Source organism: Diaphorobacter caeni, assembly GCF_015354245.1.
Lineage (GTDB): Bacteria > Pseudomonadota > Gammaproteobacteria > Burkholderiales > Burkholderiaceae_C > Diaphorobacter_A > Diaphorobacter_A caeni.
This window is the reverse complement of sequence record NZ_JADKYZ010000002.1, coordinates 30,380-45,271: the sequence shown is the minus strand read 5'-3', so window position 1 is coordinate 45,271 and position 14,892 is coordinate 30,380. Positions and strand designations below refer to the sequence as shown.

The following is a 14,892-nucleotide window of genomic DNA, read 5'->3' as shown; positions in this document are numbered from 1 at the left end:
AGGCGCTCTCCGGAAAATCAGAAGGGGTAGACGAGGCGTACGATCAGGCTGGTGTAGCGGTAATGGTCGACGCCGCCGGCGAGCGAGGACGCGCGGTTGTTGCTGGTCTCCAGCGCGACCTGCCAGATCGCCTTGCTGGTGTGGTGGTTCTGCAGGCCGATGCGCGCGCTCCAGATGCCGTTGTGGTCGCTGTCGATGCGTTGGCGGCCGACGTCGGCGCTGGCGAAGAACACCATAGGGCCGGGAAATGCGGTGCGCCAGGACAGACCGGCGGAGTATTCGCCCAGATTCTCCGGCGCGAAATAATGGCCTTGGTATGGGCGGTTGTTGTGGTAGTTGCGTGTCTTCAGATAGACATTGAGACCGCTGCCTTCCACGAGCTCGTAGTTCCACCGGGTGCGGAAGATGGGGCGCGTGTTGTTGTCGGAGAAGCGCGTTGCGCCGAGCACCGCACCGACGTTGAAGCGGTCGGTGAACTGCTGGTCGAGCACCAGCATGAGCGCGTCGTAGTGCATGCCGTGCTCGATGCCGTGGATCGACTCCACGACATCGCGCTCGGCGCTCACGCCCAGCCAGGTCTTGTCGCTCACGCGGTGCATGTAGTCGAGCATGCCGGTGGCGAGCGTGTGGCCGGCCGTCTGTGTGGCTCCAAGGCGCGCCTCGATGGTGCGGTCCTTTCCGCGCTCCAGGTATTGCGCGAACAGCCCCTTGCCGTTGGCCGACCAGCCCGGTGCCGAAAAATGCGAGACGTTGAAGCCGAGACCCCAGCCGCTCGAAAACACATAGCCCACGTTCAGCTTGTCCGTGTCGAAATGATCGGAGTCGCGACTCACGAGCAGGTTCGACGTCAGCTGGCCAGTGGCGGCGTCGGCGTCCGTGCCGGCTGCATGCGTGGCGGTGCCGGTGAGCAGGGCGCAGCAGGCGGCGATCATCGACAGGCTGACGTGGAGTTGAATGCGCATGGAGGTTCCTTGCCGGTTGGCGTGGGCCGTGTGGTTCACGTGATTGATATGTCGGCCTGCAGCGAGTGCGGGCGGTCGTCCGTCTCTCATTTGGTCCCCCATCTTTTACCGCGCGTGACGAATTCCTGGATGTAGCCGACAACGCAGGCGGGCTGCAGGATCAGGCCGTAGAACAGCACGTAGATCACAAGACCGAGCCGGTTGCTGCGCACCTTCAGGCCTTGCTTCTCGAACATTTTCTTCTGGATGGAATACATCAGCCAGTTCACCAGAAACGCAAGCGGCAGCACGGCCAGCGTCATCGGTCCCGCGATCCAGAAGATGCCGAACAGCGCGAGGATGACGCCCGGAACGAACGCCAGCGTGAACACCACGTCGAGATAGGGAAACAGCAGATTCCACCAGATGAAGAGCGTGGTCAGGCGCATCTTGAACAGCATCTGCCAGTGCAGCTTGAAGGCCTCCATGAGTCCGCGCGACCAGCGCTGACGCTGGCGGATGAACTGCTTCCAGGTGGTGGGCGCGTTGGTGAACAGCACGGCGTTTTCCGCAAACCCCACGCGGTAGCCGGCCTTGAGAATCGCCCAGGTGAGCACGATGTCCTCGCCCACGGTGTGCGGCCAGCCGCCGACGTCGCGCAGGGTCTGGGTGTCGTAGGCCGAGAAGGCACCCTGCGCGACCAGCGTGCCCTGGTACATGCTCTGCAGTCGCTTGACGGCCGCGATGCCGTGGAAGTAGTCCCATTCCTGCACCTTGGTGACGAGGTTGGTGCGCGAGTTGCGCACCAGCACGGCACCGGCCACGGCGCGGGTGTTGGGGGGATCGCTCATGTAGCGCAGCACCAGGTTCTGCAGCGCGCGCCGGTGCAGGTAGGAGTCGCCGTCGATGGTGATGGTGATGGAATGCTGCACGCGCTCGAGCGCCTTGGTCAGGGCGTTGGCTTTGCCGACGTTCTGCTTGAGGTCCATCACCTCGAGCCATGGAAAGTGCAGCTGACTCACCGCGGCCACGGTGCCGTCGGTCGATCCGTCGTTGACGACGATGACCTGCAGCGCCCCTGCGTAGTGCTGGTTGGCGATGCTGAGCACCGTCTGCACGATGTTGGTTTCCTCGTTGTAGGCCGCCACCAGAATGCTCACCCCGGGCCAGGAGCGGGTGGCGCGGCGAAAGCGCGGGCGGTTGTCCAGCAGCAGGCTGGCGACGAGAAAGGCGTTCATGAAGCCTGGCACGACGGCGATGCCGATGAACAGGAAATAGGCCGTCGAGACACCGAAGACATCCGCCATCTCGAGCACCCATTTGCGCCCGAGGACCCACGTCATCCATGCCCAGAGAATGGACAGCAGCACGGCGATCCAGAATTTGGCGGTGACCGACAGGTAGAAGCGGGAGCGCTCGGGCGGCGTACCGAGTTCGGAGTCGACCACGGAGTCCGGTCCGGACTGGCGCGGCAGCTCTGAGAGCGGATCTCTTGGTATACGCATGGCCTGTTGACTTGAATACGTGGGCGCGAAGTCTGTTGTGGTGGATGGGCGAATGGAGCGCACTGACGCGGCGCCCCCCGGAAATTCAGATGGGGAATTCGCGATGCCACTATAAGCAATGGCTAATTGTATTTGTTTACCGATAGTCAATCTTTAAGAATTGACAATTATCCTGACTTCACACCGGACCGCGCGAGGTGGCGAAGGGGGATTCAGCGCGTGTCTGCGATCTCAGAGCTTGAGGTTGAAAAGCTCGCGCAGGCTTTCGCGGTACTGCTCCATCCCAAGAGCGTTGGTGTTGTGGTGCGTGCCTCCGTCGACCAGCACAAAGCGCTTGGGGCCGGGCGCGGCCTCGTAGAGCCTGCGGCCAAGGTCGGCGGGAATCAGCTTGTCGGCACTGCCGTGCACCACCAGCAGCGGCGACTGGATGCTGGCGACCTTGCGCACGCTGTCAAAGCGCTGGGTGATCAGCGGCGAGACCGGCAGCCATCCCCATTTGAACGAGCTGACCACGTCGGGAATGCTGGTGAACGTGCCCTCGACCAGCGTGCCGCGTTCATCGCGTACCGTGGCGGCGAGGTCGATGGCGATTGCGCCCCCGAGCGAGTGGCCGAAGATGTAGCGGTCGTTCTTCGGCGCTTTGTCCGCCAGCCACTGCCATGCGGCCCGGGCGTCTTCGAGCGCGGAGGCTTCCGAAGGCAGCTCCCGGGTGCTTTGCCCGAAGCCGCGGTAGTCCACCGCAAGCACCGAAAAGCCAAGGCTGTGCATGCGCCGGATGCGAGGCACCGAGCCCGAAACGTTCCAGCGCGCACCGTGCAGATAGAGCATCACCGGGGCCTTCGGCGAAGCGGCTGGCATCCACAGCGCATGCAGCTTCTTCTCCTTGCCGGGCAGGGAGGCGTCGAGCGGAATCCAGATGTCCTCGAGACCGCTCATGTCGCGCTCGCCACCCCAGGCGCGGTCGCTGGGTTGAAAGATCCATTCGCGCTGCTTGGCGTCGAGCGCGACGGCCCCCGTGGCGAGCGCCAAGGAGGCAACGGCGGAGGAGGCAAGGAGCCAGCGCTTTTTCATGGTCGCTGGGTGAGACTCTTTTCGGACCGAAAAAGTTCAGCCGGCGGTTTCGGCGAGCGCCGACTTCAGCCGCTCGGCATATTCGCCCAGCACCGCACCGCCGGGCTCCTTGCGCGGCCAGCTCAGCGCGATGCCGTCGTCCGCATGGCGCGGCACGACATGCATGTGAAAGTGCTTGACGGTCTGCCCGCCCTCGGCGCCGTTGGCTTGCAGCAGCGTGAGTCCGGCGGACGGAAAGGCTTTCTGCGCGGCCATCGCGATGCGGCGGCTGGTCTGCATGACGGCGGCGGCCTCGTCATCGGTCAGATCGTAGAGCGTGTCGGCATGGCGCCTGGTGGCGACCAGCACATGGCCGGGGTTGACCTGTCCAAGGTCCATGAAGGCGATGGTGAGATCGTCCTCATGCACCACGGCGGCGGGTATCTCGCGCGCGATGAGGCGACAGAAGATGCAATGGCCGGGCGGGGAGTTGTCTACGAAATGGGGCAAAACCGTCTCCTGTGGTTCGGTGGAATCCGTGGTTGTTCTGCCCGAGTCTACGCAATCCCGAACGCTCCTTCGCTCACGCCTGCGGCTGCAGGTCCGCGTAGTCGACCGCGTACTTGACGAGCGCGGCCCGGCCATCGATGCGCAGCTTGCGGCGCAGGTGCAGGCGGTGGGTCTCCACGGTGCGGATGGACGAACCCATGAGCTCGGCGATTTCCTTGTTGGAGCGGCCCTGGGCAAGCAGCTGCAGCACCGTGGTTTCGCGCGGGGTGAGCGTGCGGTTCGTGCGCTGGGCGCTGGCGTTGTCGGCGGGTGGCTGCAGCCACTGCTCGAGGCCCGGGCTCAGGAACGAGCGGCCCGCGTGCACGAGTTCGATGGCCTGCACAAGCTGCTGCGCGGGTGCGTCCTTGAGCACATAGCCGCTTGCGCCCAGCATCATCGCGCGGCGCACATATTCTTCTTCCTGATGCATGGACAGCACGAGCACGCGGATCAGCGGATGGCGTTCGCGGAACGCTGCGGTGAGCTGAATGCCGCTTGCGCCCGGCATGCGGATGTCGGTGATCACGATGTCGGGCGCCGCTTCGCCCGCGAGCGCCAGTGCCTCGTTGGCGCAGCCGGCTTCGGCGACGACGCGGATGTGCGGCGTGGCTTCAAGCCGCATGCGCACGCCGTCGCGCACGAGCGGATGGTCGTCGACCAGCAGCACGCGGATGCTCGGATGATGGGGCGAAGAAGTGTTCATGCGGGTGCGTAGCTCGAGTCGAAACGGGAATGGGGCAGAGCCGCGTCGCTGCCCGCATCGGCGCGCAGCGGGAGCGTGGCGACGATGCGCGTGCCCAGGCGGCTGGCGGCTATCGAGAACTGGCCGTCGAGCGCCTCAATGCGCTCGCGCATGTTGCGCAGTCCAATGCCGCTGGTGCCGTCCGCGAGCACGCGCTGGATGTCGAAGCCCTTGCCGTTGTCCTGCACGATGAGCGTGATGGAGCGTGGACCGGTGAGCAGGCTCAGCAGCACGTCGCGCGCTTCGGCATGGGTGCAGGCGTTCTTCACGGCCTCCTGCGCAACGCGATACAGCGCCGTCGCGTGGGAGTTGGGGATCGGCTGGACTTCTCCGCAGGGCTCGAGATGCACCCGGCTTGCGCCGCCCTGAGTCATCTGCTCGCTGAGCAGGGCAAGCGCGGCAGGCAGGCCCAGATCATCGAGCAGCGCCGGGCGCAGACCGTGCGAGACGCGGCGGATCTCGGTGAGCGCGTCGTTGAGCCGCGCAAGGCCCTGGTCCAGCGCCTTGCCTCCCGGTGCGCTGCCATCGAGCGATGCACTGTATTGGTGTTGCAGCTGTGCGGTTTCGAGCAGAAATTTCGACGACACCAGCACCTGCACCACGCCGTCGTGCAGATCTCGCGCGACGCGGGCGCGTTCCTCTTCCTGCGAATGCACCACGCGCTGGGCGAGCCGCCGCAGTTTGTCGCTCGAAATGCGATGGTCCTTCAGATTGAGCAGCACACCGGCCGCGGCGATCAGCACCATGCACAGCGCAGCGATCAGGTAGATGCGCCTCTGGGTGGCGGCGATGTTGTTCTTGGCGTGCTCATCGAGGCGGGCGAGCGCCTCCTGCACATCGTCCAGATACAGGCCCGTGCCGATCACCCAGTTCCAGCCCGGCACCTGCAGCACATAGCCGAGCTTGGGCGCCAGAATCTGCGACGAGGGCTTGTGCCACTCGTAGCGCACGAGACCGCCGCCGGCCTTGGCCTGGTCGAGGATAAGAGTGGCCTGCGTCTGACCGGCGGGCGTGTCGGGGTCGCAGAGATCGACGTTCGCGACCGCCATCTGTTCGGGGTTCACGAGCAGCTTGCCCTGCTGGTCGTAGAGAAAGAAATAGCCGTTGTCTCCGAACTTCATGCGCGACACGACCTGCACGGCCTTGGCCTGCAGATCGGCCTCGCCCAGATCGCCGGATTCGGCAATCCGTTCGATGGTGCTGCGCGCGAGCTCGACATAGTGGCGCAGCTCGGTTTCCTTGCTGTGCAGATAGGCGGCTTCGACGAGCTTGCGCTCCTCGTTTGCCAGCGCCATGGTTTGATGGCGTGCGGTGATTCCCATGCAGATCAGCGCCACGCCCAAGGGAACGGTCGCCATCAATATCATTTTGAGACGCAGCTGCATGGATATTCGGTATATCGGGTCAGTGCACGGATCATTGCATTTTCGGCCTCTCCGTCAAGTGGAATATCCCGAGGTGTAAATGAGCTGTTTTGATATTCCATTTGATGGAAAAGCAATGCGGTTGTTGATTTGGCACTTGTGAAACGCAGCGCATGTGGCTGTCTCGAAAACGAGAGGATCTCGAATTGTCTATGTTCTGCAATGAGTGGGTGCTATCAAATATGGTGAATATGCTGAGATTTCATGTGGATGGTGCAATATGAAGCGGATTATGTATTCTGTGTTTATTTGTTTTGCGCAGTAACGCGTATTTTGGTTTGCGTAGTACTGCGTAAGGAGAAAAGACGATATGCATCGTGCCCGGGGTTTCTAGAATTCATTCACGCAAGATGCCTGCCGATCAGACACATTCGGAAATGAATTCGGCTGGTGAAAGTGATTTTCTTAAATGTTTTCTTGACCTTGATGGTGATTTGAAGGAGTTGCACGATGAAGAGAAACATGCGTCGTTTCACCACCGTTCTGGGTGGCCTTGCCCTCGGCCTGGTTCTGGCCGGATGTGCGGCGCCGGGAGGCAAGCGCGAGGTGCTGTCCACCAACCAGATCTATCCGGCCATCGGGCCGTATTCGCAGATGGTCTCGCACGGCAGCACGATCTATTTCTCGGGCGTGTTGCCGCTCAATGCCGCGGGCAACGCGGTGGCGGGCACGACGATCGAGGAGCAGACACGGGCGGTGCTCGACTTCATCGGCGCCAAGCTCAAGAGCCAGGGACTGGGGTATGAGGACGTGCTCGCGACCACGGTCTACATGAAGGACCTCAACGAGTTCGGCGCCATGAACAAGGTCTATGGCGAGTACTTCAAGGCCGCCGCACCTGCGCGCGCCACGGTCGAGGTCGCACGCTTGCCGCGCGACGTGAAGATCGAGATCGCGGCGGTCGTCGGGCGTCGCTGATTCCCGCGTTCATCAGTCCAGTCATCGAACCCATCCACGGAGGCTCCCATGAACCAGACCATCACTCAACCCGACGCCCAAGAGCAGTGCGCGCCGCAGGCGCTCGACACCAGTCGCTGGACGTCCAAGCGCCGCGACTTTCTGCGCATGCTCAGCTACGGTGCAGGTGCCACGGCGCTCGGCCCCATGCTTGCCGCCTGCGGCAGCAGCAACGCGCAATCGACCTCCGAGGCGCTGCGTGCGCAGCTCGTGCAGGATGCAGGTTTCTGGAGCGGCGTGCAGGGCATGTTCGTGCTCAATCCGAGCAAGACCTTCATGAACATCGGCACGGCGGGATCGATGCCGACGACGGTGCTCGACACCTTTTCCTCGCAGAACCGCGCCAAGGCCGTGGACTGCCTCAACGGCTACTCCAACCTGCTGGATCTGCGCAAGGCAGCCGCGCCGGGCTTTGGCGTCGATCCCGACGAGCTGGCGTTCTCGGCCAACACCTCGTCGGGCATGTGCCACGCGATTCTGGGCATCGACTGGGAGCCGGGGGACGTGGTGGTGACGACCAACCACGAGCATGGCGGCGGCGACACGCCGCTCAAGATCGCGACCGACCGCTACGGCATCGAGGTCTCGCGCATCGCCATGCCGGTGGGCAACAACCAGACCGCCGCCACCTACGTGAGTCTGTTCGATGAGCGCATCCGCGCGCTCAAGGCCCAGGGCAAGCGTGTGCGGGCGATGATGTGGTCTTCTCCGACCTACAAGACCGGCACGATGCTGCCGATCGCAGAACTCATGACGGTGGTGAAGGCACACGGACTCATCAGCATCGTGGATGGTGCGCATCTGCCGGGCATGATGGACTACAACTACGCCGAGCTGGGCATGGATTTCATGTCCGGCGCGGGCCACAAGTGGCAGTGCGGACCGGGATCGACCGGCATTCTCATCGTGCGCAACAAGATCCGCGCGTCGAACCCGCTGCCGCTGCCCAAGTGGTATCCGATCCACACGAGCTCGTATTCGTCGCTGGAGCGCACGACCAACGGCACGGCGACCTTCGACATCGCCGCGACCATCACCAGCTGCGGCAGCGTGCACACGCCGATGTTCGCGTCTCTGGTGCAGGCCTGCAAGATGTGGGACGAGATCGGGCGCAAGAAGATCGAGACCTACGACATCACGCTCGCCTCCTATCTGAAGGAGAAGGTGGCCGAGCGCTGGGGCGTGGACGCGCTGTACTCGCCCAAGGACGATCCCAAGCTGCTGTCGGCGCTGACCTCGTTCAATCCGTTCCAGAACAAGGCGGATGTGATGAACAGCCAGAAGTCGTCGAGCTATGTGGCGCGGCTGTTGGCGGAGTATCCGCAGGGCTTCGTGATCCGCAACTCCAACTTCCCGGTGATCGGCGCTGCGGCCGAGCACTATGGCGTGCGCGTGTCCACCCATCTGTGGCACGACGCGACCGATGTGGATCTGCTCGTCGATGCGATGTGGGACCTGTCGAAGAAGATGGCCTGATCGTGGCCATAGACTGACCCGGCATGTTGCGCGCTGCGGAAAGCGATGCGCGACATGGCTGGTCCGGCGTGTGGGTGAGCCGTCGCTCCGTACAATTTGTGCATGCCCTCACACGCCGACTCCCACTCCCTTGATGCCGTCGCCGCCACCGCCGATGCGGGCGCGCCGGATTTTCGCCGCGATCCGCGCGGCTTTCTGCTGTCGCTCTATGCCGTTGCGGTGCGGCGCGCACAGCCGCTGCACACGCTGAAGGAGCACCTGCCGAAGCCGCCGAAAGGCCGCACGGTGGTGATCGGCGCGGGCAAGGCGGGCGCGGCCATGGCGCAGGCGGTCGAGGCGCTGTGGCCGAGTGATGCGCCGCTGTCGGGGCTGGTGGTCACGCGCTATGGACATATTCCCGAGCGCCCCGAAGGTCTCGCGCAGCGCATCGAGATCGTAGAAGCTGCGCACCCGGTGCCCGATGCGGCGGGCATGGCGGCGGCTGGCCGGATACTGGATTTGGTGAAGGGCCTGAGCGCCGACGATCTTGTCCTGTGCCTGATTTCCGGGGGCGGTTCGGCCCTGCTGAGCCTGCCGGCCGACGGCCTCACGCTGGCCGACAAGCAGTCCATCAACAAGGCCCTGCTCGAGAGCGGCGCGAACATTGCCGAGATGAACTGCGTGCGCAAGCATCTCTCGCGCATCAAGGGCGGGAGGCTCGCCGCGGCCTGCGCGCCTGCGCAGGTGGTGACGCTCACGATCAGCGACGTCCCCGGCGATGATCCGGCGATCATCGCGAGCGGCCCCACGGTGCCCGACGCGACGACCTGCGCGGATGCGCTCGCGATTCTCGGGCGCTACCGGATCGAGGTGCCGCCAGCGGTGCTCGCTCAGTTGGAGCGCGGCGAACTGGAAACGCCCAAGCCCGGCGACGCGGTGTTCGCGGGCCACACCGTGCACCTGATCGCCACGCCGCAGCAGTCACTCGATGTGGCCGCCGCCGCGGCGCGGTCGGCGGGACTGGCCGTGCATGTGCTGAGCGACGAGATCGAGGGCGAATCGCGCGATGTGGGGAGGGTGCACGCGGCGCTCGCGCGGGCTACGGCCAAGCATGGCGAACCGTTCGCACGGCCCTGCGTGATTCTCAGCGGTGGCGAGACGACGGTGACGATCCGCCCGCAACCGGCCGGCACGCCCAGAGGACGGGGGGGACGCGCGGGTGAATTCTGTCTTGGCCTCGCGCAGGCGCTGCAGGCGCAGGCCGATGTCTGGGCACTCGCGGCCGACACTGACGGCATCGACGGCGTGGAGGACAACGCGGGCGCGTTCGTCACCCCCGATACGCTGGCGCGCGCCGAGGCCGCAGGCCGCAAGGTGGCCGATGCGCTCGACCGCAACGATGCCTATGGCTATTTCGACGCCATCGGTGATCTGCTGGTGACCGGGCCGACGAACACCAACGTCAACGATTTCCGCGCCTTGCTGGTGTTGTGAGCGCGGATGGTTGAGATCGCAGACACGCTCTGAAAAGCACAACGCGCGCAAACCCCGGAGGATTTGCGCGCGCAGGTCTTGGAGAACTTTTCGATCAGCCGGCCACTCGCAATAGCCGACCAACCGTGTCAGGACTCAAGCCCGATCAGAAGCGGTGGCGAATGCCGACGCCGTAGCTCGTGCCCGAGTTGTAGTTCGTGATCTTGTCGTTCATGACCATGGCGTACACATCGGTGCGCTTGGACAGGTTGTAGTCGTAGCCCACGGTCAGGGTCTTGCGGTTCATGTCCGCGCCCGACAGCTTGGTCTTGGCCCACGAGCCCACCAGCGCGCCGGCGCCCAGCGGCACGGATGCGCCCACTTGCAGGGTCTTGGCGGTGATGTCGGTGTTGTCGGCTTCGGACTGACCGTACGACAGGTAAGGCTTGACCATCTTCAGGTCATAGGCGCCACCGAGCATCCATGCGGTCTTGGTCGTACCCAGATAGGTGCCGGAGCCGGGGTTGCTGATCTGCGCGCGCTCGTAGAAGCCGGTCAGCGTCAGAGGACCACCGAAGTAGAAGAAGTTCGCGCCGACGTTGCGCTTGCTCTTGTTGTCGCCGGTCTGCTCGCCGAACTGGTACTGCAGATTGGCCTTGAAGCCGCCGATGTCGGGCGTGCTGTAGACCAGCTGGTTGCTCCAGCCGGTGTCGGCGGGAGTCGTGGACTGCCAGCCGGTGGCGTTGAACAGCGGCACGTTCATGTGCACGATCAGCGGAGCGAAAACGAACGAGTCGCCCAGCGGGTTGGCGACCACGGACGGCAGGAAGTTGGGGGCCATCCAGCGACCCAGCAGCACGGAGCCGAAGCCGCCGGACAGGCTGACGTTGGCGTCGCGCGAGAAGAACGTGTCGCCCGTGAAGCGGCCCTGGGTGCCGGTGTCGGTCTGCAGGAACGAGGTCAGCTGGAAGTTGGCCTTGAGTCCGCCACCCAGATCTTCGCTGCCGGTGAAACCGAACCACGATGTGGTCAGGCCGCCGCTGTTCACGACATTGGTGCGGTCAGCATCGCCGGCCATCTTCATGGAGCCGACGTAGATGTCGCTGATACCGGACAGCTTGACAGAGCTTTGCGCGTATGCACCCGTGGTGCAGAGGACGGCGGCCGCAAAGGCCAGGATGTTTTTTTTCATGAATTCTCCTGCTGGAAATAGTGGGCCGCCAAGTGGGCGTGGCGGTTGTCGAGGAACCCGTCATCGGAACTCCCCCAAAAATGACGAAATTGTGTCGACGGGTAAATTGTCGAAAAGCAAACATCGTGCCGCCAGCTTTTTCTTGATTTTTCGCAGAAAGTGTTGCTGTAGCGCACCAATCCTGTTCAGAATGCACAGTAAGTGCTTTCTTATTGGGGCGTGGGCCGGGCGCGGGGCTCACGATCAAAGCGCTCGGACGAGAGCACCCAAGCAAGGGCCTCCTCGTGGTGAGGTCAGATCCCCGGTCGCATCGAGCCCCAAAATGCGGGCGTGATCCGGGGATGTTCCTTGCTATTTTTGACTTGTCTCAATGTGGGATGTGAGTGAGGACTGCACAGTTGCACCCATGCTTCCACTGTCATCTTCCCATTCTGTTGCCTCGCCCGAAATCGTCCAGGCTGGCCGTGTGCTGCGTGAACGCTCGCAGCGCCCAGACAGCGTGATCTATCTGGACAGCGGACGGGTGCTTTTCGGACTTCTGGAGTCCGGCCAACTGCGCCACCAGCTCGGCATGGTGGAGGGCCCGATCTGGCTTGATGCCGCACCGGTGCTTATGAATCAGACCTATCCGGTCGACATCATCGCCGACACGCAGGTCAGCCTGCGCCGCATTCCTCTTCCCGAATTCCACAAGGCCTACTCCGAACTCTCGCGCGAGACGCAGACGCTGGTTCGCGATATGGCCTCCGGCTACGTCCAGCAGACCGAACTGGCCGTGAGTCGTCTGGCTCAGGACGCCGAGGCGCGCTGCGCCCAATGGCTGCTGCGCAACGCCTCGCCCGCCGAGGACGGCAGTCTGCAGGTCACGCTGCAGCAGAGAAAACGCCTGATCGCCGCGCAACTCGGCATCGCTCCCGAAACCTTCTCGCGCGTGCTGCGCCATCTGCGTGAGCACGGACTCATCGCCGGAACCGGCAACGTGCTGAGCCTGCCGCAGCCAACGGCGCTGCAGAACGTGGCGCGCTGCTGAGACGGCGCGCCTCCGCTGTTCACCCCAACCACCGACCATTTGAAAGAATGGGCGGTGTTTTGCTATGGGGCTTCAAGAGCTGATTGGTTCTTGAAGCGCAGACCCTGAACGCTGCGTACTTTCCCGCATGCACCAGGCCGGAATGGCATTTGCACCGCTCGTGTTCTGTAGGCGTGCATCGCGACCTGTTGTGCGCAGGCCGGGTGCCGCGTGTGGGCGGCGCATGCGATGCGTCGCTTCGGTGATTTCCAAGCATTTTTCTTGCGTGATTCCCCCTCGTTCAGCACGACGAGCAAGCCCTGTGACGGGCTCTCCATGGTGCATAGGGGATTTCTCTGAATCAGGTAGTTTTCCCAACGGATGCTTGCGGAGTGCCCCGTATATTGATTTCGTTTTGGCGCAAGCCAGGTTACCGGGCGGCTTTCGAATCGACATGTTCAGCACAGCTATTGCATCCCGAGCGTGCGCGTCAGCGCGAAGGGATTCGTCATGACCAGCAGCGCGATCACCGGACACGATGCCGTGGGTCATGCCGAGCGTGGCGCGGGTCCGTGGTCTTCGTGGCAGGTGCCCGGTCCGCTGGTGCGACGCCTGATGCTGATTCTGTTGCTGGCCGTGGCGCTTGCGGGCACGGTGACGGCCTGGGTGGTTTCGCGTGCGGCGGGCGAAGAGGTCGCGGGTCGCCTGGTGCGTCAGCAGACTGATGAGGTCGAACTGGTCGCGCGCCTGCTCGCCAGCAAGATCGAGCAGAGCCAGAAGGTGCTGAGCACGCTGGCCGATGGCATCACGCCGCAGATGCTGCAGTCGCCGTCTCTGCTTGAATGGGTGCTGCAGCAAGGGCTTCCGGCGCTGCGCTTTTTTGATGCGATGGAGATCGCGCGCAGCGACGGGCGGCTGATTCTGAACCTGCAGAACGGCAAGCAGGAGGCCGCCTCCAGCGTGGATACGGACGAGCGCGACATTCTTCTGCGCACCATGGTGCAGGGCAAGCCGCTGGTGTCGGGCGTGATCGGCGACCGGCCGAGCGCTGCGCGCATCATGCTCACGCTGCCGCTGGTCAACGACGAGGGCAAGATACTGGGCGTCGTCGGCGGTGTGCTGAGGCTGCAGTCCCAAGGGCTGCTGCCGCATTCGCTGGCGCTGCCGGGACGCGATGATTCGCGGCTGATCGTGTTCACTTCGGATGGCGTGATCCTCTCGCATCCACAGCTTGAACGCGTGATGGGCAACATCAAGACGGAGCCCGGCGTGGGGCAGGTCTACTCGCAGTGGCGCGCGGAACTCAAACCGATTTCGACGGGGCGCGGAGAGACCACGACGGTCAACGATCATCTGGTCAGCATGGCCGGCGTGCCGATGCCGGAGTGGTGGGTGGCGCGCGTGACCGACTCGCGCGCGCTGATGGCTCCGCTGCACGGCGCACAGCGCCGCGCCTGGTGGCTGGCCGCCGCCAGTGTGTTGCTCGTGGGGCTGATCGCCTTGTTCGGCATGGCCTGGGTGGCACTGCCGCTGACGCGACTGCATCGGCGCGCACAGGGCATTCTCCAGGCTGAGAACACCGGCGACGATGCGCCGTCGGGCTTTGCCGAATCCAGGCTTTTGACCGACGCGCTCGATCATCTCGAAGCCCAGCAGCAGCACCACGGCCACCAGGCCGAGTTCTCGCGTTTGCAGCTGCAAGGCATTCTGGAGCAGGCACCCATCGGCATCGTCATCACGCGCAACGATGTGCTCGAGCTGCTCAGTCAGCAGGCGAGCCTGATGCTGGGCTATTCGCGTGTCGAGCTGGAGGGGCAATCCGTGCGGCAACTGTTCGCCAACGATCTGCAGTTCGACGAGCTGGCCCGGCAGATGCGTGAAGGTGCGGCGGCGCGTGGCGGCTATGAAGGTGAATTCGAGCTGCGCCGCAAGGACGGAAGTCAGCTCTGGGCGCGCGTGGTGGGGCGCATGTCGATGGATCGCAAGTCGGCGATGGCGGCGGTCTGGGTGCTGGAGGACATCACCTCCGCCCGCGACGAACGCCGCAAGCCCATGTGGGCACATTCCCATGATCTGCTGACGAATCTGCCCAACCGCAACGCGTTTCTCGAGCGCATCCGCGCGTTGCTGGCCCGCAAGGCGGAGCAGGGCGGTGGCGCGGATTCCGACAGCGGCGTGGTGCTGCTGCATCTCGATCTCGACCACTTCACGCTGGTCAACGACCGGCTCGGCCATGAGGCGGGCGACATGCTGCTGCGCCAGTTCGCGAGCCTGCTCGACGAGCTCGCGCGCCATGTCGGCTGGGTGGCGCGTCTTGGCGGCGACGAGTTCGCCGTGGTGCTGCCCAACTGCACGGCCGAGCGGGCCGAGCTGATTGCCGAGCATGTGCGCGCATCGATCGAGGAGTGGCAGTTCACCTACGACGGCCAGACCTCGATGACAACGGTGAGCATCGGCATCGTCGTGGCTCCGCCTGATCTTGACGACGTCACGCCCTGGCTGCGCGCGGCCGACATGGCCTGCTACTACGCCAAGCGCGCGGGCCGCAACCGCATCATGGTGCGGGAGGTGGCGGACAAGGCGGCCGCATGACGA

Annotated in this window: 12 protein-coding genes; 5 read left to right on the top strand and 7 right to left on the bottom strand. The window is 64.0% G+C overall.

The genetic code is table 11. The features are described 5' to 3' along the window. Nucleotides 1–17: 17 nt before the first annotated feature. The 6 genes from ISG32_RS04055 to ISG32_RS04030 form a co-directional block, all read right to left on the bottom strand. A complete protein-coding gene (locus ISG32_RS04055; RefSeq protein WP_194769773.1) occupies nucleotides 18–962 on the bottom strand; it encodes a hypothetical protein in 945 nt (314 codons plus the stop codon). Between the two features lie 86 nt (nucleotides 963–1,048). Further along, nucleotides 1,049–2,446 carry a glycosyltransferase gene (locus ISG32_RS04050; RefSeq protein WP_228529601.1) on the bottom strand — a complete coding sequence of 466 codons (1,398 nt, stop codon included), beginning with the start codon at nucleotides 2,444–2,446 and terminating at the stop codon, nucleotides 1,049–1,051. A gap of 231 nt (nucleotides 2,447–2,677) precedes the next feature. Continuing rightward, nucleotides 2,678–3,517, bottom strand: a complete 840-nt coding sequence (locus tag ISG32_RS04045) for an alpha/beta hydrolase (RefSeq protein WP_194769772.1) — start codon at nucleotides 3,515–3,517, stop codon at nucleotides 2,678–2,680. Nucleotides 3,518–3,553: 36 nt separating this feature from the next. Beyond that, the gene (locus tag ISG32_RS04040; protein ID WP_194769771.1) at nucleotides 3,554–4,006 is read right to left on the bottom strand and encodes an HIT family protein; all 453 of its coding nucleotides are present in this window, start codon (nucleotides 4,004–4,006) and stop codon (nucleotides 3,554–3,556) included. Between the two features lie 73 nt (nucleotides 4,007–4,079). Continuing rightward, nucleotides 4,080–4,748 (bottom strand): response regulator, encoded by a 669-nt coding sequence (locus ISG32_RS04035; protein ID WP_194769770.1) that lies wholly within the window; start codon nucleotides 4,746–4,748, stop codon nucleotides 4,080–4,082. Continuing rightward, a complete protein-coding gene (locus ISG32_RS04030; protein ID WP_228529600.1) occupies nucleotides 4,745–6,145 on the bottom strand; it encodes a cache domain-containing protein in 1,401 nt (466 codons plus the stop codon). The genes ISG32_RS04035 and ISG32_RS04030 overlap by 4 nt, the downstream gene beginning before the upstream one ends. 516 nt (nucleotides 6,146–6,661) lie before the next feature. Here ISG32_RS04030 and ISG32_RS04025 point away from each other — a divergent pair. The 3 genes from ISG32_RS04025 to ISG32_RS04015 all read left to right on the top strand — a co-directional run bounded on the left by ISG32_RS04025 (nucleotide 6,662) and on the right by ISG32_RS04015 (nucleotide 10,117). After that, nucleotides 6,662–7,129, top strand: a complete 468-nt coding sequence (locus tag ISG32_RS04025; protein ID WP_194769768.1) for a Rid family detoxifying hydrolase — start codon at nucleotides 6,662–6,664, stop codon at nucleotides 7,127–7,129. Between the two features lie 48 nt (nucleotides 7,130–7,177). Continuing rightward, complete coding sequence (locus ISG32_RS04020) at nucleotides 7,178–8,644, top strand: aminotransferase class V-fold PLP-dependent enzyme (RefSeq protein ID WP_194769767.1); 1,467 nt, start codon at nucleotides 7,178–7,180, stop codon at nucleotides 8,642–8,644. 102 nt (nucleotides 8,645–8,746) lie between these two features. Continuing rightward, the gene (locus ISG32_RS04015) at nucleotides 8,747–10,117 is read left to right on the top strand and encodes a glycerate kinase type-2 family protein (RefSeq protein ID WP_194769766.1); all 1,371 of its coding nucleotides are present in this window, start codon (nucleotides 8,747–8,749) and stop codon (nucleotides 10,115–10,117) included. Between the two features lie 145 nt (nucleotides 10,118–10,262). Here the strand turns inward: ISG32_RS04015 and ISG32_RS04010 are convergent, their stop codons facing one another. Beyond that, the gene (locus ISG32_RS04010) at nucleotides 10,263–11,288 is read right to left on the bottom strand and encodes a porin (protein ID WP_194769765.1); all 1,026 of its coding nucleotides are present in this window, start codon (nucleotides 11,286–11,288) and stop codon (nucleotides 10,263–10,265) included. Nucleotides 11,289–11,694: 406 nt separating this feature from the next. On the opposite strand from ISG32_RS04010, the gene ISG32_RS04005 reads away from it, so the two are divergent. Beyond that, complete coding sequence (locus ISG32_RS04005; protein WP_194769764.1) at nucleotides 11,695–12,318, top strand: Crp/Fnr family transcriptional regulator; 624 nt, start codon at nucleotides 11,695–11,697, stop codon at nucleotides 12,316–12,318. A gap of 489 nt (nucleotides 12,319–12,807) precedes the next feature. Continuing rightward, nucleotides 12,808–14,889 (top strand): sensor domain-containing diguanylate cyclase, encoded by a 2,082-nt coding sequence (locus tag ISG32_RS04000; protein WP_228529599.1) that lies wholly within the window; start codon nucleotides 12,808–12,810, stop codon nucleotides 14,887–14,889. Nucleotides 14,890–14,892: the final 3 nt, after the last annotated feature.

Excerpts from the sequence above, each read along its gene's own strand:
- ISG32_RS04055 (WP_194769773.1), bottom strand. The coding sequence starts at position 962 with ATGCGCATTCAACTCCACGTCAGCCTGTCGATGATCGCCGCCTGCTGC.
- ISG32_RS04050 (WP_228529601.1), bottom strand. The coding sequence starts at position 2,446 with ATGCGTATACCAAGAGATCCGCTCTCAGAGCTGCCGCGCCAGTCCGGA.
- ISG32_RS04045 (WP_194769772.1), bottom strand. The coding sequence starts at position 3,517 with ATGAAAAAGCGCTGGCTCCTTGCCTCCTCCGCCGTTGCCTCCTTGGCG.
- ISG32_RS04035 (WP_194769770.1), bottom strand. The coding sequence starts at position 4,748 with ATGAACACTTCTTCGCCCCATCATCCGAGCATCCGCGTGCTGCTGGTC.
- ISG32_RS04030 (WP_228529600.1), bottom strand. The coding sequence starts at position 6,145 with ATGGCGACCGTTCCCTTGGGCGTGGCGCTGATCTGCATGGGAATCACC.
- ISG32_RS04025 (WP_194769768.1), top strand. The coding sequence starts at position 6,662 with ATGAAGAGAAACATGCGTCGTTTCACCACCGTTCTGGGTGGCCTTGCC.
- ISG32_RS04020 (WP_194769767.1), top strand. The coding sequence starts at position 7,178 with ATGAACCAGACCATCACTCAACCCGACGCCCAAGAGCAGTGCGCGCCG.
- ISG32_RS04015 (WP_194769766.1), top strand. The coding sequence starts at position 8,747 with ATGCCCTCACACGCCGACTCCCACTCCCTTGATGCCGTCGCCGCCACC.
- ISG32_RS04010 (WP_194769765.1), bottom strand. The coding sequence starts at position 11,288 with ATGAAAAAAAACATCCTGGCCTTTGCGGCCGCCGTCCTCTGCACCACG.
- ISG32_RS04005 (WP_194769764.1), top strand. The coding sequence starts at position 11,695 with ATGCTTCCACTGTCATCTTCCCATTCTGTTGCCTCGCCCGAAATCGTC.
- ISG32_RS04000 (WP_228529599.1), top strand. The coding sequence starts at position 12,808 with ATGACCAGCAGCGCGATCACCGGACACGATGCCGTGGGTCATGCCGAG.